Below are 18,011 nucleotides of genomic sequence, written 5' to 3' on the forward strand. Positions count from 1 at the left end.
GCACGAGCGATGTCGTGATCGAGAGTGCCCGGGAAGCCGGACATCTTCTGTCACCTTTCACGCGTGTCCCGAGAAGGTCAGTGCCCGCGCCTGATCCACTCGTCCAGGTGCGGGGCCTCGGCTCCGATGGTGGTCGGGTCGCCGTGCCCGGTGTGGACCTTCGTCTCGGGCGGGAGGACCAGCAGCTGATCGCGGATCGAGTCGATGATGGTCGGGAAGTGGGAGTACGAGCGGCCGGTGGCGCCGGGTCCGCCCTGGAAGAGGGTGTCGCCGCTGAAGAGGGCGCCGAGGCCCGGGTCGTACAGGCAGACCGCGCCGGGCGCGTGCCCGGGTGTGTGCAGAACGGTCAGGTCGGCGCCGGCGGCCTCGATGACCTGGCCGTCGGTCAGCCAGGCGTCGGGGTCCCGGTCGGGGTGGGTCTGCTGCCACAGCGGCAGGTCGTCGCGGTGCAGCCAGATGACGGCGCCGGTGCGCTCGGCCAGGGCGGGCGCGGCGTTCACGTGGTCGTTGTGGGCATGGGTGCACACGATGGCGGTGAGGCGGCGGTCGCCGACGGCTTCGGCGATCGCGTCGGCGTCGTGGGCGGCGTCGATGACGATCACCTCGTGGTCGTCGCCGACGAGCCAGACGTTGTTGTCGACGTCCCAGGTGCCGCCGTCGAGGCTGAACTGCCCGGAGGTGACGAGGCGTTCGATGCGGGCGGTCATCACAGCACCACCACCGATCGCAGCACGTCACCGGCGTGCATCCGCTCGAAGGCCTTCTCGACCTCGTCCAGCCGGATGGTCTCCGTGACGAACTTGCCGAGGTCCAGGCGGCCCTGGAGGTGGAGGTCGATGAGCATCGGGAAGTCGCGGGAGGGCAGGCAGTCGCCGTACCAGGACGACTTCAGGGACCCGCCGCGTCCGAAGACGTCGAGGAGCGGCAGTTCCAGCTTCATCTCGGGCGTCGGTACGCCGACGAGGACGACGGTGCCGGCCAGGTCGCGGGCGTAGAAGGCCTGCTGGTACGTCTCCGGGCGGCCGACCGCCTCGATGACCACGTCCGCGCCGAAGCCGCCGGTCAGTTCGCGGATCGCCTCGACGGGGTCGCTCTCGCGGGAGTTGACGGTGTGGGTGGCGCCCATGCCCCGGGCGGTCTCCAGCTTGCGGTCGTCGATGTCCACGGCGATGACCTTCGCCGCCCCGGCGAGGTGGGAACCGGCGATCGCCGCGTCGCCGACGCCGCCGCAGCCGATGACGGCGACCGTGTCGCCGCGGCCGACGTTCCCGGTGTTGATGGCGGCGCCGATGCCGGCCATCACCCCGCAGCCCAGCAGCCCGGCCACCTGCGCGGAGACGGCCGGGTCGACCTTGGTGCACTGTCCGGCGGCGACCAGCGTCTTCTCGGCGAAGGCGCCGATGCCCAGGGCCGGGGAGAGCTCCTGGCCGGTCGAGGCGAGGGTCATCTTCTGCTCGGCGTTGTGGGTGTCGAAGCAGTACCAGGGCCGGCCGCGCAGACAGGCCCGGCACTTGCCGCACACCGCGCGCCAGTTGAGGATCACGAAGTCGCCGGGTGCGACGTCGGTGACTCCGGCGCCGACCGACTCGACCACGCCCGCGGCCTCGTGCCCGAGGAGGAAGGGGAATTCGTCGCTGATGCCGCCCTGCTTGTAGTGCAGGTCGGTGTGGCACACCCCGCAGGCCTGGATGCTGACCACGGCCTCTCCCGGTCCGGGATCGGGCACGACGATCGTCTCGATCCGCACCGGTTCGTCCTTGCCCGGTGCGATCACGCCGCGTACTTCCTGCGCCATGGTCTGGACCCCTTCTTCGGCCGTTCAGCGTTCCCCCCCGACCCTACGCGCAACTGATCGACGAAGGGCAGGTGGCAGGGCGCTCGGGGGGATGTGCCGGGACCTGGGCGCGGATCCCCGAGGCTCCGCCGTACGTCCCCGGCGTAGCCTGAGTCGTCCGCCCGCCTGTCGAAGGAGTGTTCGTGAGCACCGCAAAGACGGAGACCGGTCCCCCCGCCTGGCGACTGCTCCTGACATACGTACGGCCGCACCGCGGGTCCTTGTTCGCGGGCGCCCTGCTCTCGCTCGTCACGGGGGCCACCGGGCTGATGCTGCCGCTGGTGGCGCGTGAGCTGATCGACGACCTGTCGCACGACCGGACCATCACCGGCGCACTGCTGGCCATGTCGGGCCTCGTGGTCGCCAACGCGGCGCTCGGCGCGCTGGGTTCGTACGTGCTGCGCCGTACCGCCGAGTCGGTGGTGCTCAGTGCGCGGCGCTCCCTGTCGTCGTACCTGCTGCGGCTGCGCGTCACGGCCGTGGACCGCACCGAGCCCGGTGACCTGATGGCCCGGATCACCTCCGACACGACCCTGCTGCGCGAGGTCACCACCGACTCGCTCGTCGGCCTCGGCACCGGCGGGCTGACCCTGGTGGCGACCCTGGTGATGATGGGCCTGGTCGACCCGGTGCTCCTCGGGGTGACACTGGCGGTGGTGCTGGGGGCGGGGACGGTGCTGGGTCTGATCGTGCCGCGCATCAACCGGGCGAGCCGGCAGGCACAGGACGCGGTGGGCGTGATGGGGGCCGCGCTGGAGCGGATCCTCGGCGCGCTGCGCACGGTGAAGGCGTCCGGCGCCGAGCCCCGGGAGGAGCGGGCGCTGCACGAGGCGGCCGAGGAGTCGTGGCGGCAGAGTGTGCGTGCCGCCAAGTGGTCGGCCGCCGCGGGCAACACGGCCGGGCTGGCGATGCAGATCGCCTTCATCACGGTGCTCGCGGTGGGCGGGGCGCGGGTGGCCACGGAGTCGATCGACGTCGGCACGCTGGTCGCGTTCCTGCTGTTCGTCTTCTATCTGATGTCACCGATCCAGCAGGTCGTCGGCGCGATCACGCAGTACCAGACGGGCAAGGCGGCGCTCGCCCGGATCCAGGACGCGCTGCGCCTGCCCGCCGAGCCGCCGGTCCGCCCCGCCCCGTTGCCGGCCCCCGGCGCGGAACCGGCCGCGGTCGCCTTCCACGACGTCCGCTTCCGGTACGCCGACGACCTGCCGTACATCCACCACGGCGTGACCTTCGACGTGCCGGCCCAGGGCATGACGGCGTTCGTCGGCCCGTCCGGCGCGGGCAAGACCACCGTCTTCTCCCTCATCGAACGGTTCTACGACCCCGGCTCCGGGGAGATCACGCTGGACGGCCGGAGCCTGGCGGACTGGGAACTGGCCTCGCTGCGGGCGGCGATCGGGTACGTGGAGCAGGACGCTCCGGTGCTGTCCGGCTCGCTGCGGGACAACCTGCTGCTGGGCAACCCGGAGGCGGACGACGGCGCCCTCACCACCGTATTGAAGACGACCCGCCTCGACGGTCTGGTCGCCCGGCTGCCGAACGGCCTGGACACACTGGTCGGGCACCGCGGCACCAAGCTGTCGGGCGGTGAGCGTCAGCGCGTCGCCATCGCCCGGGCCCTGCTGCGGCGTCCACGGCTGCTGCTGCTCGACGAGGCGACCTCGCAGCTGGACGCGGTCAACGAGGCGGCGCTGCGCGACACCGTGGCCGACGTGGCCCGCACGACCACGGTGCTGGTCGTCGCCCACCGGCTGTCCACGGTGACGATGGCCGACCGGATCGTGGTGATGGACGCGGGGCGCGTCCGAGCGGTCGGCACGCACCGTGAACTGGTGTCCGCCGATCCGCTGTACGCGGAGCTGGCGGCGACCCAGTTCCTGGCCGCGGGCGGCTGAGCCGCGCCGGACGTGTGAGGAGGGGTGGCCCGGCCACGATTGCCGTGGGCGCCCGGACGGAGGAAGCTCGAGGGTGAGGGCCACGATCGCCCGTTCCCCCGGGCCGCGGCCTTCGAAGGAGGTCGTCATGGGCACCACCGCAGGCTCCGGCTTCGACATCGAAGAACTGCGCCGGGGCATCGAGGGAGAGACGGCGGCACCCCTCGTGTCGCTCTACGCACAGGACGCGGAGATTCGCGTCGTCGACCGGTACGACCAGCCCAGCCGACCCAAGGTCCTGCACGGTCGGCAGGAGATCGCCGAGATGCTCGACGACGTGTACAGCCGCGACATGACACACAGGCTGGAACGCTGCGTCGTCCAGGGCGACCACGTCGCGTTCACCGAGGAGTGCACGTATCCGGACGGCGTGCGGGTGCTCGCCGAGTCGATGCTGTCGCTGCGGGACGGCAAGATCGTCGAGCAGACCACCATCCAGGCCTGGGACGAGTAGCCGGGGGGCGTCCAAGGGCCGCGGGGGCGAGTACGGGCGCCTGCACCGCACGCTGCGGCACCGGCTGCCGAGCGGCTTCCCGCAGGGGAGGCGCACCGTGACCGGCGGAGGCATGCGCGCGGGCTTCTACCGTCGCGGGAGCCGGTGCAGCTTCACCTCCCCGAGCCGGCCGTCGGCGACCGTTGCCGTCATGTAGGTGCAGTACGGCTGCCGGCGCCGGTCGGTCGGCGACCCCGGGTTGAGCAGGCGCAGGCCGGTCTCGGCGGTGGTGTCCCAGGGGATGTGGCTGTGCCCGAAGACCAGGACGTCGAGGTCGGGGAAACGGGCGGCACAGCGTGTCTCGCGGCCCCGGGTGGCACCCGTCTCGTGGACGACTCCGAAGCGCAGGCCACCGAGGTCCGCGTGGGCCACCTCGGGCAGCCGGGCGCGCAGACCGGGCCCGTCGTTGTTGCCGTACACCCCGATCAGTCTGCGGCTGCGGCTCTCCAGCAGGTCGAGGGTGGCCGTGTCCACCCAGTCCCCCGCGTGCAGGACGACGTCGGCGTGCGGGATTTCCGCCAGCAGCGGCGCGGGGAGTTCCTTCGCCCGCTTCGGCAGGTGGGTGTCGGACATGAGCAGCAGGCGCACGGTTCCAGCGTAAGGGAAGGGGTTGATGCGGCTCGTGTGTCCCACGTGTCACGTGTTATGTGCGGCTTGTGCGGCTCAACGGGGGCCTGTGAGCGTCCTCGGGGCTGGGCTGTCAGTCCTCGCCCCTGACGATGTTCGACTCCTGCCCGGCTTGCGGTGCGCGTGCGGCGCTGCCGTCCTCGACGGCCGGTATCCAGGTGCGCACGGCACCCCTGCGCCGCAGGCGGCGGGCTTTCGACCAGCCCGTCTCCTGGCGACGGGCGACGGGTTTCTCGCCGGTGTCCGTGGTCACGAGGCATCATCTTCCTTCTGTGTCCGGAGCCGTTGACCTACGGGTCCCCGTGGGTGACTCTGTGAAACGCCGGGCGCGTGTGCCCTACGGGTTGGGGCGGGCCACACTGATGTCGCCCAGCGCCGACTCCGGGTCGCGCTCCATGGCCAGGTCACCGAGGGAGACGATGCCGACGGGGCGGCCCTCGTCGACGACCGGGACACGGCGTACGGCGTGCTCGCGCATCAGCTCGACGGCGTGGTCCAGATCCTCGTCGGGCCGTACGGTCACCATGTCGTCGCTGCACGCGCCGGCCACGGTGATCCGGTCCGGGTCACCGCCCTCCGCGACCGACCGGATCACCAGGTCGCGGTCGGTGACCAGTCCACGCAGTTCGTCGCCGTCCGTGACCAGGACGGCGCCGAGGTCCCGGTCGCGCATGATGCGGGCCACCGCGGTGACGGAGGTCTGCGGCTCCACGGTCACCGGGTCGCCGGTCATGATGTCGCGGACGTACTGGGTCATGGCGTAGTCCCTCGCTTCCTCGCTCGCTCGTCGTGTGGCCGGCCGGGTACCCGGTGCGGCGGCGCCGGCACCCCGCCGGTGGCGCCGATCCGTGCGGGCCGCACCAGGAAGCCGGTTCCGGTCGGCGCGTCCTCGGGCTCGCCCGGGCTCACCGGCCCAGCGGGATCTCGCTCCAGACCTGCTTGCCCCCGCTGACCGGCAACGTCCCCCACGTCGCCGACATGGCCTCGACCAGGAGGATGCCGCGTCCGCCCGTCGCCTCCCAGCCGATGCTGGTCGGTTTGACGGGTGTACGGGGCGAGGAGTCGGCGACCGCGACGCGCAGCCGGCCGCCGAGCAGGGTCAGGTCGAGGCGGACCCTGCCGTCGGTGTGCACCAGGGCGTTGGTGACCAGTTCGGAGACGATCAGAAGGACGCCGTCGATGTCGTCGTCCGGCACGCCCCAGGTGCGCAGGGTGCGCCGGGTGAAGCGGCGGGCGTGCCGTACGGCCTCGGGCAGTCGCCACACCGACCAGCTCTCCCGCAGCGGGCGAAGGGCCATGCCGTCGTAGCGCACCAGCAGCAGGGCGACGTCGTCGCTGCGGCGGGCGTTGCCGAGCAGGCCGTCGGCGACGAGCCCGAGGTGGGCGGGGTCGGAGGCGGCCAGTGCCTGCGCGAAGTGGTCCATGCCCTCGTCGATGTCGGCGTCCGCTGACTCCACGAGACCGTCCGTGGTGAGGGCGATCAGCGTGCCGGGCCTCAGCCCGAGCGGGCTCATCGGGAAGTCGGCCTGTGTCATCACGCCCAGTGGCGGGCCGCCCGCCACCTCAGCTGTCTGTGTCGTGCCGTCGGGGTGGCGCAGGACCGGGGGCAGGTGCCCGGCCCGGACGCACCAGGCGGAGCCCTCCTCCATGTCGAGGTCGACGTATACACAAGTGGCGAAGAGGTCGCTCTCCATGTCCACCAGCAGCCGGTTGGTGCGGGAGACCACCACGTCCGGCGGATGGCCTTCCACGGCGTAGGCGCGCAGTGCCGTGCGCAGCTGGCCCATGAGGGTCGCGGCGGCGGCGCTGTGGCCCTGGACGTCGCCGATGACGAGGGCGACGTGGTGGTCGGGCAGGGGGATCACGTCGTACCAGTCGCCGCCCAGCTCCAGTCCTGCCGTGCTGGGCAGGTAGCGGGCGACGGCGACCGCGCCGGGCAGCTTCGGCAGCCGGCGCGGCAGCAGCTGGCGTTGGAGCATGCCGACGAGTTCGTGCTCGGCGTCGAAGGCCTGGGCGCGCATCAGGGCCTGCCCGGCGAGGCCGGCGGAGGCGGTGAGCAGGGCGCGTTCGTCGGGGCCGAAGTCGTGCGGGGTGTCCCAGCCGATCAGGCAGGCGCCGGCCATGCGGCCGGCGGCGGGCAGTGGGAGTACGGCGAGGCCGCCGGGGCCGACGTCGGCGAGGGCGGGTTCCAGGTCGCCGGTGCCGGCCGGCCAGATACTGGCCCGGCCCTCGCGCAGCGCGGCGGCGAGGGTGGGCATGGCCCGTACCGGTGCGTCGGGCCACTCGGTGCGCCACTCCAGCCGCCACAGCTCGGGCCAGGACTCGGGCTCGGGCGGGTCGAGCACGGTGACGACCAGCCGGTCGTTCTCCAGCTCGGCCAGTGCGATCCGGTCGGCGCGCAGCGGCCTGCGCAGCGCGGCGACCACGGCCTGGCTGACGTCGCGGACGGTACCGGCGGTGGCCAGCGCGGCGGCCAGGCGCTGGACGCGGGCCACGTCGGTCACGTCGGGGCGCAGGGTGGAGGCGTCGGCGACGGTACCGACGAGACGGGCCGGCCGGCCCTCGCCGCCGGGCAGCAGGCGTCCGCTCAGCCGGAGCCACCTCGGCGGGCCGGCGGGCTGGAGCACCCGGAACTCCAGCTCCCGGTCGCCGATGGACATGTGGCCGGCCTCCGTCACCGACATCAGCGAGGGCAGGTCCTCGGGCACGGTCAGCCCGAGCAGTGTCTCGACCTTGCCGTCGAACTCGCCCGGGGCGAGGCCGAACAGCCGCAGGATGTCGTCGCCGACCTCGACCCGGCCGGTGTCCACGGCCAGGGTGAAGGCGCCCGGCTGCAGTTCCTCGCCCTCGACGGCCACGACCGGGACGGGGGAGGTGACGGCCTCGGCGATCAGCTCCAGGCACGCGCGGTCGTCGCTGTCGAAGCTCTCCGGGCGCTCGGTCACGGCGAGGAGACACCCACCGCCGTTCCCGTGCACGGGCAGGGCGGCGAGGGAGAAGCCACTGGACGGCACGCGCCGCGACTCGGCCGATCCGGCGAACTCCTCGGGCCCGAGCCACACCGGCGTCCCCGCGCGGTGGGCGTCCGCGACCGGGGAGCCACCGGCCGCGGGGTAGCTGTCGCGCACGCCGTACAGGGTCCGCGGCACACCGGCCGACTCGACCAGGCAGAGCAGCTCGGGGTTCTCGCCCGGCGTGTAGAGGCCGGCGAAGGAGGCGCCCGCGAAGACCAGCGCCTGTTCGAGGAACCGGCGCAGCCGCTCCCCGGGGTCCGGGCCGGACGCGATCGCCTTCAGGGCACCCTCGGCACGCGGCGTTCTCGATCCGCGTTCCGCAGCGCCCTCACTGACCACGCCGCCATTACAGCGCTTATGGGACACCTGCGCAGCCCCTGCGGGCCGGGAACCGGCGCTCAGGGGCGTGGAAAGGGCTCGCGGGCCGGTGGAAACGCGCAATGGGGCGCTCGCCGTGCGCGGTGCGGCAACGGGGCAACGGGGCAACGGGGCAACGGGGCAACGGGGAGGAGACACGGTCCCGGGGACACGGGCGGGTGTGCGTGCTCGAGGCAGCCGGCGCACGGGCGCGGGCAGGGGCGCGGACATGGGGTGCGGACATGGGGTGCCGAAGGGCGGCGGTCCGGTCCTCCCGCCGGAGGGCCGGACCGCCTCCGCCGACCGGCCCTGCTGGAGGCCGTCCGGTGGTTCGGGAGCCTTTGCCCGAGGTGTGCGGAGCGAGGATCAGCCCGTCAGACCGGTTCCGTCCGCGCCGGCGTAGCCCGTACCGTCCCCGGCGTCCCCGGCACCGGCGTCTCCGTCGCCGGCCTGGTCACCGCCCCCAACGGCCTCGCCGTCCCCGCCCTCCGCCCCGCCGGCCTGGTCATCGGCGCCGGCCTCCTCACCCGCCTGACCGCCGGCCTCCTCGCCCACCTGGCCCCCGGCCCGGTCGCCCGCACCTGCGTCCGCGTCACCGCCCAGGGTGGCGCCGACAGCCTCCAGGGCGGTGGTGACGGGCTGGAAGAAGGTCTCGCCGCCGACGGCGCAGTCGCCGCTGCCGCCCGAGGTCAGGCCTATCGCCAGGCCGTCCTGGGTGAAGAGGGGGCCGCCGCTGTCGCCGGGTTCGGCGCAGACGTCGGTCTGGATGAGGCCGGTGACCGTCCCCTCGGGGTAGTTGACGGTGGCGTCCAGGCCGAGGACCCGGCCGTTGGCCAGTCCGGTCGTACTGCCCATGCGGAAGACCTGCTGTCCGACCGTCGCCTTGGAGGCCCGGCTGATCTGGACGCTCCGGTCCCCGAGGTTCACCTCGCTCGGCGCCTCGGTCGCGGGGTCGTCGTACCTGACGAGCGCGAAGTCGCCCTCGCCGGGGAAGACCGCCTGGTCGACGGTGGCGATCGGCTGCCCGGCCTGCGCGTCGGACCACTGGTCGTCCGCGACGCCGCAGTGACCGGCCGTCAGGAAGGCGGGTGAGCCGTCGCCCGCGGTGACGTTGAAGCCGAGGGAGCAGCGCGCGCCACCGCCGAAGACGGCGTCGCCGCCCGACACGAAGGTCCTGAAGGTGCCCTCGGACTTCTTGATGGTCGCCATGCCGGCGCCGAGGTCCTCGACGGTGGACTCCAGCCGGTCCCAGTCGGCGCCGGTGACGGTGCTGTCGGCGGTCACCAGGATCTTGTTGGTGCGCGGGTCGAGCGCCCACGAGGTGCCCGGGACGGTCGCCTCGGACTTCAGTGTCTGCGCGCCGGTCCGCAGCTCGGCCATGCTGTTGGCGACCTCGCGGACGTCCGCGCCCGCCTTCTTCGCCTCCACGATGACCCGGTTGTTGTCGCCGGGTACGACGTTGACGACGAGCTGCTGCTCGCCGGCGTCGTAGTACGACCCTGCGAAGGCGTCGCCGAGCAGGCCGGCGAGCTGCGAGGCGAGATCCGACGCGTCCGCCGCCTTCAGGGTCCTCGGTGCCGTCGCGGCGTCGTCCGAGGTGCCGCCGTCCTGTGAGGCGTTGGCGTTCGGCAGCAGGATGGCGGCCGCGCCGAGCGCCACCGCACCGCCTGCCGCGATCGCGGCCCTGCGCTTCGGAATTCGCTTGTGACTCAACCTTCTCGACCTCCTGGGACTGGGTCCGTGCCGCCGGTCCGGCAGCTGTGGGGCGCCTGGATGGCTGTTGGTACGCACGGGCCGGACGGGCCGTTCAATCGAGCCGGACCGACACACTCCGCATCCGGCCGGGCACACCCTGTCGCCTTCGCGGAGCGGAATCTCTGCTTCAGCGAATCTGCACATCGAATGCCCAACCCGGTCACCCGCGTTGAAGGATCTGCACAGGCCGACAGCGCCCAGCGCGTCTTTGGGGCGGGTGTGCCGGATTCGCCTCCGCACGGACAAGGGGTCGCACGGGGCGATGTCGCACTCCATGTGAAGAAGTCGCCGTGAAGGCGTGCGCGCCCCTGCACCATTGGACGCTTCGGCGTCGCAAGTTCGCTGGTGGGAGGGGTGATTGATTGGAAGCGCGGACCGGCCGCGTGCTTTGATCCATCGCACCGCGGGGGCCGCGGAGGGCTCCGGAAAGGGGCGCCCGGCGCCCGCGGTCGCGGCCGTCATCTGTCCCCAGAGGGGGCCGCTCCCCCCTTGTGAAATGGCTATACGAAGGGAAGTTCCATCATGAACTCCACCCCCCAGGTTGAGACCGTCGAGATCTCCGACGCCGACCTCGACAACGTCTCCGGCGGCCTGAACGTGAACGCCGTCGGCACCGTCACCGGCCTGGTGGACGGCATCGCCCCGGTCTCGGGCCTGCTCAACACGGTCGTCGGCACCGTCGAGGGTGTCACCGGCCTGAACACGGCCCCGGTCACGGGCCTGGTCGCCGGTCTCTGATCGCGCCCCTGTGCCGCCGAGTCCCGGAGCCGTCCAGGCTCCGGGGCTTTTCGGCCGTTCTTCCCCGGCTGTTCCTCCGCCGCTCCTCTTCCACGGTTCCCCTTCCGTGTCTTCTCTTCGTCTTCTCTTCGCCTTCTCTTCCGTGAATTCTCTTCCGTGAATTCTCTTCCGTGAATTCCTCCACGGTTCCTTCCGTGGTCTCGCCGGAAAACTCTGGGATACGTCCGACGTGCAGTTCCGCCAACAGGCCCTCGCAAAACTCCAGTCGCCGGAGGAGCTCGACCTCCCGGTGCGTTTCGCCCGCCCGCAGGGCTGGCTGGTGCTGTCCGTGACGGTGGTCGCGATGGCCGCCGCGTCCGTGTGGGCGGTGAGCGGCTCGGTGACCTCCACGGTCGCCGCGCCCGCCATCCTCACGCACGGTCAGGGCAGCTACCTCCTGCAGAGCCCCGTCTCCGGTCAGGTCACCGCGGTCCTCGCACGCCAGGGCGAGCGGCTGGCCGCCGGCTCCCCCGTACTGAAAGTACGGACGAGCGAGGGCGAGACCGTGGTCCGCACGGTCGACGCCGGCCGGGTCAGCGCGCTCGCCGCCACCGTCGGGCAGATCATCCAGACCGGCGCGAACGTCGCCTCCGTGGAGAAGGTCGCCCACGCCGAAGACCCGCTCTACGCCACGGTCTACGTCCCCGCCGAGAACGCCGCGGCCATCCCCGCGCACGCCTCGGTCGACCTGACCGTCCAGTCGGTGCCGACCCAGCAGTACGGCGTACTGCACGGGAAGGTGAAGTCCGTCGACCGCTCGGTGCAGTCGGCGCAGACGATCGGCGCGTTCCTCGGCGACAGCCAGCTCGGCGAGCAGTTCACCAAGGAGGGCAGGCCGGTGGCCGTGACGGTCCGGCTGGACACCTCGGAGTCCACGAGGAGCGGCTACGAGTGGTCGTCCGCGGACGGACCGCCGTTCGACCTGACCTCCATGACCATGGCCACCGGCTCCATCCGGCTGGCCGACGAGCGTCCCGTCGATTGGCTGCTGCCGTGAGCACCGCACAGGAGACCCGGGGCAGGCGCCGCGCCGCCCCGCCGAAGCGCAGGGTACCGAAAAGCCGGGCGAAGACCGTCCGCACGCCCACCGTCCTCCAGATGGAGGCCGTGGAGTGCGGTGCCGCCTCCCTCGCCATGGTGCTCGGCCACTACGGCCGCCACGTCCCGCTGGAGGAGCTGCGGATCGCCTGCGGCGTCTCCCGCGACGGCTCGCGCGCCAGCAACCTCCTCAAGGCGGCGCGCGGTTACGGCTTCGCCGCCAAGGGCATGCAGATGGACCTGGCCGCCCTCGCCGAGGTGACGGCGCCGGCCATCCTGTTCTGGGAGTTCAACCACTACGTCGTCTACGACGGCATGGGGCGCCGCTTCGGCCGCCGCGGGGTGTTCATCAACGACCCCGGCAAGGGCCGCCGCTTCGTGTCCCTGGAGGACTTCGACGGGTCCTTCACCGGGGTCGTGCTGACCATGGAGCCCGGCGACGACTTCACCCGGGGCGGCCGGAAGCCCGGCGTGCTGGGCGCGATGCCGGCCCGCTTGCGCGGCACCGCCGGCACGCTGCCCGCCGCCGTGCTGGCGAGCCTGCTGCTGGTGGCGGTGGGCGCGGCGGTGCCCGCGCTGAGCCGCACCTACATCGACATGTTCCTCATCGGGGGGCAGACCTCGCTGCTCGGCGTGCTCTTCGCGTCGATGGGGGCCTGCGTGCTGCTCACGGTGGTGCTGACCTGGCTCCAGCAGGCGAACCTGCTGCACGGCCGCATCATCTCCTCCACCCTCTCCAGCGCCCGGTTCCTGCGGCACCTGCTGCGGCTGCCGGTGACCTTCTTCTCCCAGCGCAGCCCGGCCGACCTGGTGCAGCGGCTCCAGTCCAACGACGCAGTCGCCGAGACCCTGGCCCGCGACCTCGCCGCCGCGGGCGTCGACGCGATCGTCGTCGTCCTGTACGCCGTGCTGCTGTACACGTACGACCCCCAGCTCACCTTCGTCGGCATCGGCGTGGCACTGCTCAACATCCTCGCGATGCGGATCGTCATCCGCCTGCGCGCGACCCGTACGGCGAAGCTGCGGGCGGACACGGCGCGGCTGACCAACACCGCGTACACCGGCCTGCAGCTGATCGAGACGATGAAGGCGACCGGCGGGGAGGACGGCTACTTCCGCAAGTGGGCGGGGCAGCACGCCACCACCCTGGAGGAGCAGCAGCGGCTGGGGGTGCCGAGCGCCTGGCTGGGCGTGGTCGCGCCGACGCTCGCGACGCTCAACAGCGGGCTGATCCTGTGGATCGGCGGCATGCGCGCGGTCGAGGGGCACATCTCGGTCGGTCTGCTGGTCGCCTTCCAGGCGCTGGTGGTCCGCTTCACGGCCCCGCTGACCCGGCTGAACGGCGTCGCGGGCCGCATCCAGGACTTCGCTGCCGACGTGGCGCGGCTGAAGGACGTGGAGAACTTCCGCGCCGACCCGCTCTACGACCGTCCCGGCGGGATCGACTCCACCCGGCGGCTGCACGGCCATGTCGAGCTGCAGAACGTCTCCTTCGGCTACAACCCGCTCGACCAACCCCTGCTCACCGGTTTCGACCTGGCCGTCGGGCCGGGGCAGCAGGTGGCCCTGGTCGGCGGCTCGGGCAGCGGCAAGTCCACCGTGTCCCGGCTGATCTCGGGGCTGTACGCCCCCTGGGACGGGGTGATCCGCATCGACGGTCAGCGGCTGGAGGACATCCCGCGCGGGGCGCTGGCGTCCTCCGTCTCCTTCGTCGACCAGGAGGTGTTCCTCTTCGAGGGCTCGGTCCGCGACAACGTGGCGCTGTGGGACCCGTCGGTCCCGGACGACGCCGTGGTGGACGCGCTCAAGGACGCCGCGCTGTACGACGTGGTGATGCGCCGTCCGGGCGGCATCCGCAGCGTGGTCGAGCAGGACGGCCGGAACTTCTCCGGCGGGCAGCGCCAGCGCCTGGAGATCGCGCGGGCCCTGGTGCGCCGGCCCAGCATCCTCGTCCTCGACGAGGTGACCAGCGCCCTGGACGCGGAGACCGAACTGGTGGTCATGGACAACCTGCGCCGACGGGGCTGTGCCTGCGTGGTGATCGCGCACCGGCTCAGCACCGTCCGGGACAGCGACGAGATCGTCGTACTCGAGCACGGCACGGTCGTGGAGCGCGGACGGCACGAGGAGCTGGTGGCGCACGGCGGCGCGTACGCGGCGCTGGTCAGGGAGCGGTGAGATGACAACCGTGCACGAAGGACAGGGCGACCTCGTCCTCGGGGCGCTCGGCTCGCTGGGCAGCCGCGTCGACTGCGCCGGCTTCAGCCGCCTGGACCTGGAGGGGCCGCAGGTGCTGTGGCTGGTGGCGTCCGGCGCGGTCGACCTGTTCGCGGTCGACGCCGAGGAACAGGGCCACTGGCACCACCTGGGCCGCCTGGAGGCGGGCTCGGTGCTGCTCGGGCCGGTCGCCGGGCCGCAGCACACGCTGGTCGCGCGTCCGCTGCGGGACTGCGTGGTGCACCGCATCGGGCTGCGCGAGCTGTACCAGCCGGCGAGCACGCAGACCTGGTCCTACGACGAGTACGGCAACCCCCAGTACGTACCGCCCACGACGAGCCCGCTGGAGTACGCCCTCGCCCTCGGCGTGGGCCGCAGCCTGACCGTCCTCTTCCAGGCGCCGATGGCCACCGAGCGGGCGGCCACCCCCACCGACGACGACGTGTTCTGGATGCAGGTCCCACCGGGCAGCGTGCAGTACGGGGCGGTGTACGGCGACGAGGCGGCCGCCGACCTGCTGATGGACCCCGCGCTGTGGCAGAGCATGGTCGACCAGCAGTACCGGCTGCTGACCACGCTGGACCGCTGGATCGAGCAGCTGGAGCGCACCCACGAGACCCGTACGGCGGCCGGCATCAAGGCCGGTGAGGCGGTGCGCGCCCAGGCCGACCGGACGCTGCTGGCCTCCATCGGCAAGCGGTCTGACAAACGCACCACGGCCGCCGACGCCGACGCCACGTACGCGGCCTGCCGGCTCGTCGCCCGCGCCGCCGGCATTCCGCTCGCGGAGCCCGCGCAGAACGGCACGGAGAGCGACCGGCTCGACCCGGTGGAGCGGGTCGCCGTCGCCTCGCGTGTGCGCACCCGGACCGTGCGGCTGGACGGCCGCTGGTGGCGGGACGACGTCGGGCCGCTGATCGGTCACCGGGCCCTGTCCGGGGCGCCGGTGGCGCTGCTGTGGCGGCGCGGCGGCTATGTGGCCGTCCATCCGGCGACCGGCCGCGAGACACCGGTCGAGAAGGCGAACGCCGAGGAGTTCGAGCCGCGTGCGGTGATGTTCTACCGGCCGCTGCCGGAGCGCCGGCTCAGCCCGTTGCGGCTGCTGCGGTTCTGCCTGAAGGGCACACGCGGTGATCTGACCGGTCTGCTGCTCGCCGGACTGGTGACGGTGGCGATCGGCGCGCTGGTGCCGATCGCCACCGGCAAGGTGCTCGGCGAGTTCGTGCCGAAGGCGCAGACGGAACTGATCGTGCAGGTCTGTCTCGCGGTGATGCTGAGCAGCATCGTCGCGGCGGCCTTCATGCTGCTGCAGAACCTGACCATCCTGCGGCTGGAGGGCCGGATCGAGGCGACCCTCCAGCCGGCCGTCTGGGACCGGCTGCTGCGGCTGCCGACGACGTTCTTCACCGAGCGCTCCACCGGTGAGCTGGCCAGCGCGGCCATGGGCATCAGCGCGATCCGCAGACTGCTGGCGGGCGTCGGTCCGACGGTGGCCCAGTCGGTGACCGTCGGGGCGATGAACCTGGGGCTGCTGCTCTGGTACAGCGTGCCGATGGCGCTCGCGGCGATCGGCATGCTGGTGGTCGTCGCCAGTGTGTTCCTGGGTCTCGGGCTGTGGCAGGTGCGCTGGCAGCGGCGGCTGGTGAAGCTCACCAACAGACTGAACAACCAGGCGTTCCAGACGCTTCGCGGGCTGCCCAAGCTGCGGGTCGCGGCGGCCGAGAACTACGCGTACGCGGCGTGGGCGGAGCAGTTCGCGCGCAGTCGTGAGCTCCAGCAGCAGGCGGGGCGGATCAAGAACCTGAACGCGGTGCTCGGCGCGGTGTACCTGCCGCTGTGCACGCTGCTGATGTTCATGCTGCTGGCAGGTCCGGCGCGCGGTTCGATGTCCGCGGCCGAGTTCCTCACCTTCAACGCGGCGGTCACGATGCTGCTGACCTCGGTCACCCAGCTGACCGGCGCGTTCGTGTCGGCGGTGGCCGCGCTGCCGCTGTTCGAGGAGATCAGGCCGGTCCTGGACGCCACGCCCGAGGTGCGCACGGCGAGCACCCGGCCGGGGCCGCTGTCCGGGGCGATCGAGGTACGGCGGCTGTCGTTCCGGTACACCGACGACGGACCGCTGGTCCTGGACGACGTGTCCTTCGGCATCCGGCCGGGCGAGTTCGTGGCGGTCGTCGGTCCCAGCGGCTGCGGCAAGTCGACCCTGCTGCGGCTGCTCATCGGCTTCGACCGGCCGCTGTCGGGCAGCGTCCTGTACGACGGCCAGGACCTGGCCGCCCTCGACCAGTCGGCGGTGCGCCGGCAGTGCGGGGTGGTGCTCCAGCACGCGCAGCCGTTCACCGGCTCGATCCTGGACGTCATCTGCGGCACCGAGCCGTACACGCCCCAGGAGGTGATGGCGGCGGCCGAGATGGCGGGGCTCGCGGAGGACATCAAGCGGATGCCGATGGGCCTGCACACGATCGTCTCGGGCAGCGGGGCGGTCTCCGGGGGCCAGCGGCAGCGGCTGATGATCGCGCAGGCGCTGATCCGCCGGCCGCGCATCCTCTTCTTCGACGAGGCGACCAGCGCCCTGGACAACGAGACGCAGCGCACGGTGATCGAGTCGACCAAGGCCCTCGACGCCACCCGGATCGTGATCGCCCACCGCCTGTCCACGGTGCTGGACGCCGACCGCGTGATCGTGATGGAGGACGGCAGGGTCGCCCAGCAGGGCCCGCCCGCCGAGCTGCTCGCGGACACCGGCGGCCGGCTGCACGAGCTGGTGCGGCGGCAGCTGGCCTGAGGGGGCCGGACGGCGGTCGGCCTGTGCTCCGGACCGCCCGGTTTCCGGCCGTACCGCGCCGCCGGCCGTTGGACCGACGCCAAAATGGGTACCTGCGCCTTCATGCGTATCAGCGTGGTGGATGTGGGCTCGAAGACGGTGCGGCTCATGGTGGCGGACGCCGAGGGCGGGGTGCCGCTGCCGGTCCACACCGCGAAGTGGCGGTTGAGGCTGTCCGAGCAGGTCAAGCCGGGCGGCCCGATCCCCGAGGAGGCCGTGGAGCGGCTCGTGGAGGCGGTCGCCGACGCGAACCGGACCGCGGCCCGCTGGGGGGCGGCCGGCCCGCTGGCCTTCGCGACCACCGTGGTACGCGCCGCGCCCAACCGCCGGGAGGTGCTGCGCACCGTCCGCGCCCGCACGGGCACCGCTCTGTGCACCCTGCCGGGCGAGGTGGAGGCCGAGCTGACGTTCCTCGGGGCCCGGCGCTGGATGGGCTGGCGGGCCGGACCGCTCGCCCTGCTCGACATAGGCGGCGGCTCCCTGGAGATCGCCTTCGGCCGCGGCCGGCTGCCCGACTTCGTGGCCTCGCTGCCGCTGGGGGCGGCACGGCTGACCCACGAGTTCCTCGCGGGCGGCGAGGAGGCACCCCCGCCGGAGCAGGTCCGGGCGCTGCGCCGCAAGGTCCGCCATCAGCTGCGCGACGTCGCGGCACGGATCCGCTGGGAGGGACCCCGCACCGCGGCGGCCACCTCGCGCACGTTCCAGCAGCTCGGGCGGCTGTGCGGGGCGTCGCCGGGACGGCACGGGCCGTTCACGGAGCGGCAGATGCGCTGCTCGGACCTGGGAGAGGCGATCGGCCGACTGGCCGCCCTGTCCGCCGCCGAGCGGGCCCGGCTGCCCGGCATCTCCGCGCCGCGGGCGGCGCAGAGTCTGGCCGGGGCGGTGGTCGGGCACACCGCGATGAAGCTGACCGGGCTGGAAACGGTCACGCTCTGCCCCTGGGCGATCCGCGAAGGCATCCTGCTGCGCCACATCGAGGACGGCCCGTCCTGGTGGGCGGAGGTCATCCGCCGCAACGACGACGCGGCCGCCGCGGCCCCGATGCCCCTGCGGATCGCGACCACGCCCGGCTGACCACGTGGAACGGGCCGATCCCGGGCCCGGGAACACACACGACCGAACGGTACGAGGAGAAGGA

The 18,011-nt window shown here is 72.6% G+C and carries 14 protein-coding genes; 7 read left to right on the top strand and 7 right to left on the bottom strand.

Going from position 1 to position 18,011, the window contains the following annotated elements; translation table 11 throughout:
* Positions 1–77: 77 nt before the first annotated feature.
* Both ACH4F2_RS28275 and ACH4F2_RS28280 read right to left on the bottom strand, forming a co-directional pair.
* Positions 78–707 (bottom strand): MBL fold metallo-hydrolase, encoded by a 630-nt coding sequence (locus ACH4F2_RS28275; RefSeq protein WP_398135573.1) that lies wholly within the window; start codon positions 705–707, stop codon positions 78–80.
* On the bottom strand, positions 707–1,795 hold the full coding sequence (locus ACH4F2_RS28280; RefSeq protein WP_398135574.1) for an S-(hydroxymethyl)mycothiol dehydrogenase: 1,089 nt from the start codon (positions 1,793–1,795) through the stop codon (positions 707–709). Before ACH4F2_RS28280 ends, ACH4F2_RS28275 begins: the two co-directional genes overlap by 1 nt.
* Before the next feature lie 182 nt (positions 1,796–1,977).
* Between ACH4F2_RS28280 and ACH4F2_RS28285 the strand changes: the two genes are divergently transcribed.
* A complete protein-coding gene (locus ACH4F2_RS28285) occupies positions 1,978–3,732 on the top strand; it encodes an ABC transporter ATP-binding protein (RefSeq protein ID WP_398135575.1) in 1,755 nt (584 codons plus the stop codon).
* A gap of 127 nt (positions 3,733–3,859) precedes the next feature.
* Positions 3,860–4,225 (top strand): nuclear transport factor 2 family protein, encoded by a 366-nt coding sequence (locus tag ACH4F2_RS28290; RefSeq protein ID WP_398135576.1) that lies wholly within the window; start codon positions 3,860–3,862, stop codon positions 4,223–4,225.
* A 126-nt stretch (positions 4,226–4,351) separates the two neighbouring features.
* Here the strand turns inward: ACH4F2_RS28290 and ACH4F2_RS28295 are convergent, their stop codons facing one another.
* From ACH4F2_RS28295 to ACH4F2_RS28315, 5 genes are all read right to left on the bottom strand, one after another.
* Positions 4,352–4,852, bottom strand: coding sequence for a metallophosphoesterase family protein (locus ACH4F2_RS28295; RefSeq protein WP_398135577.1), 501 nt, complete (start codon positions 4,850–4,852; stop codon positions 4,352–4,354).
* Positions 4,853–4,964: 112 nt separating this feature from the next.
* Positions 4,965–5,144 carry a hypothetical protein gene (locus ACH4F2_RS28300; protein ID WP_398135578.1) on the bottom strand — a complete coding sequence of 60 codons (180 nt, stop codon included), beginning with the start codon at positions 5,142–5,144 and terminating at the stop codon, positions 4,965–4,967.
* A gap of 84 nt (positions 5,145–5,228) precedes the next feature.
* Positions 5,229–5,648, bottom strand: coding sequence for a CBS domain-containing protein (locus ACH4F2_RS28305; RefSeq protein ID WP_398135579.1), 420 nt, complete (start codon positions 5,646–5,648; stop codon positions 5,229–5,231).
* A 148-nt stretch (positions 5,649–5,796) separates the two neighbouring features.
* Complete coding sequence (locus ACH4F2_RS28310) at positions 5,797–8,244, bottom strand: SpoIIE family protein phosphatase (protein ID WP_398135580.1); 2,448 nt, start codon at positions 8,242–8,244, stop codon at positions 5,797–5,799.
* A 384-nt stretch (positions 8,245–8,628) separates the two neighbouring features.
* On the bottom strand, positions 8,629–9,975 hold the full coding sequence (locus ACH4F2_RS28315) for a S1 family peptidase (RefSeq protein WP_398135581.1): 1,347 nt from the start codon (positions 9,973–9,975) through the stop codon (positions 8,629–8,631).
* A 564-nt stretch (positions 9,976–10,539) separates the two neighbouring features.
* On the opposite strand from ACH4F2_RS28315, the gene ACH4F2_RS28320 reads away from it, so the two are divergent.
* The 5 genes from ACH4F2_RS28320 to ACH4F2_RS28340 all read left to right on the top strand — a co-directional run bounded on the left by ACH4F2_RS28320 (position 10,540) and on the right by ACH4F2_RS28340 (position 17,947).
* Positions 10,540–10,755 (top strand): type A2 lantipeptide, encoded by a 216-nt coding sequence (locus tag ACH4F2_RS28320; RefSeq protein ID WP_398135582.1) that lies wholly within the window; start codon positions 10,540–10,542, stop codon positions 10,753–10,755.
* A 229-nt stretch (positions 10,756–10,984) separates the two neighbouring features.
* Positions 10,985–11,791 (top strand): HlyD family efflux transporter periplasmic adaptor subunit, encoded by an 807-nt coding sequence (locus tag ACH4F2_RS28325; protein WP_398135583.1) that lies wholly within the window; start codon positions 10,985–10,987, stop codon positions 11,789–11,791.
* Entirely contained in the window at positions 11,788–14,010 is a 2,223-nt protein-coding gene (locus ACH4F2_RS28330; protein ID WP_398135584.1) for an NHLP family bacteriocin export ABC transporter peptidase/permease/ATPase subunit, read from the top strand. Before ACH4F2_RS28325 ends, ACH4F2_RS28330 begins: the two co-directional genes overlap by 4 nt.
* Before the next feature lies 1 nt (position 14,011).
* Complete coding sequence (locus tag ACH4F2_RS28335; RefSeq protein WP_398135585.1) at positions 14,012–16,834, top strand: NHLP bacteriocin export ABC transporter permease/ATPase subunit; 2,823 nt, start codon at positions 14,012–14,014, stop codon at positions 16,832–16,834.
* A 102-nt stretch (positions 16,835–16,936) separates the two neighbouring features.
* Positions 16,937–17,947 (top strand): Ppx/GppA family phosphatase, encoded by a 1,011-nt coding sequence (locus ACH4F2_RS28340; RefSeq protein ID WP_398135586.1) that lies wholly within the window; start codon positions 16,937–16,939, stop codon positions 17,945–17,947.
* Positions 17,948–18,011 lie beyond the last annotated feature (64 nt).

This window comes from Streptomyces sp. NPDC017890 (genome assembly GCF_044328675.1).
Lineage (GTDB): Bacteria > Actinomycetota > Actinomycetes > Streptomycetales > Streptomycetaceae > Streptomyces.

Bases quoted from the DNA above. Each gene is read 5' to 3' on its own strand.
- ACH4F2_RS28335 (WP_398135585.1), top strand. From the start codon at position 14,012: ATGACAACCGTGCACGAAGGACAGGGCGACCTCGTCCTCGGGGCGCTC.
- ACH4F2_RS28280 (WP_398135574.1), bottom strand. From the start codon at position 1,795: ATGGCGCAGGAAGTACGCGGCGTGATCGCACCGGGCAAGGACGAACCG.
- ACH4F2_RS28340 (WP_398135586.1), top strand. From the start codon at position 16,937: ATGCGTATCAGCGTGGTGGATGTGGGCTCGAAGACGGTGCGGCTCATG.
- ACH4F2_RS28275 (WP_398135573.1), bottom strand. From the start codon at position 707: ATGACCGCCCGCATCGAACGCCTCGTCACCTCCGGGCAGTTCAGCCTC.
- ACH4F2_RS28290 (WP_398135576.1), top strand. From the start codon at position 3,860: ATGGGCACCACCGCAGGCTCCGGCTTCGACATCGAAGAACTGCGCCGG.
- ACH4F2_RS28320 (WP_398135582.1), top strand. From the start codon at position 10,540: ATGAACTCCACCCCCCAGGTTGAGACCGTCGAGATCTCCGACGCCGAC.
- ACH4F2_RS28305 (WP_398135579.1), bottom strand. From the start codon at position 5,648: ATGACCCAGTACGTCCGCGACATCATGACCGGCGACCCGGTGACCGTG.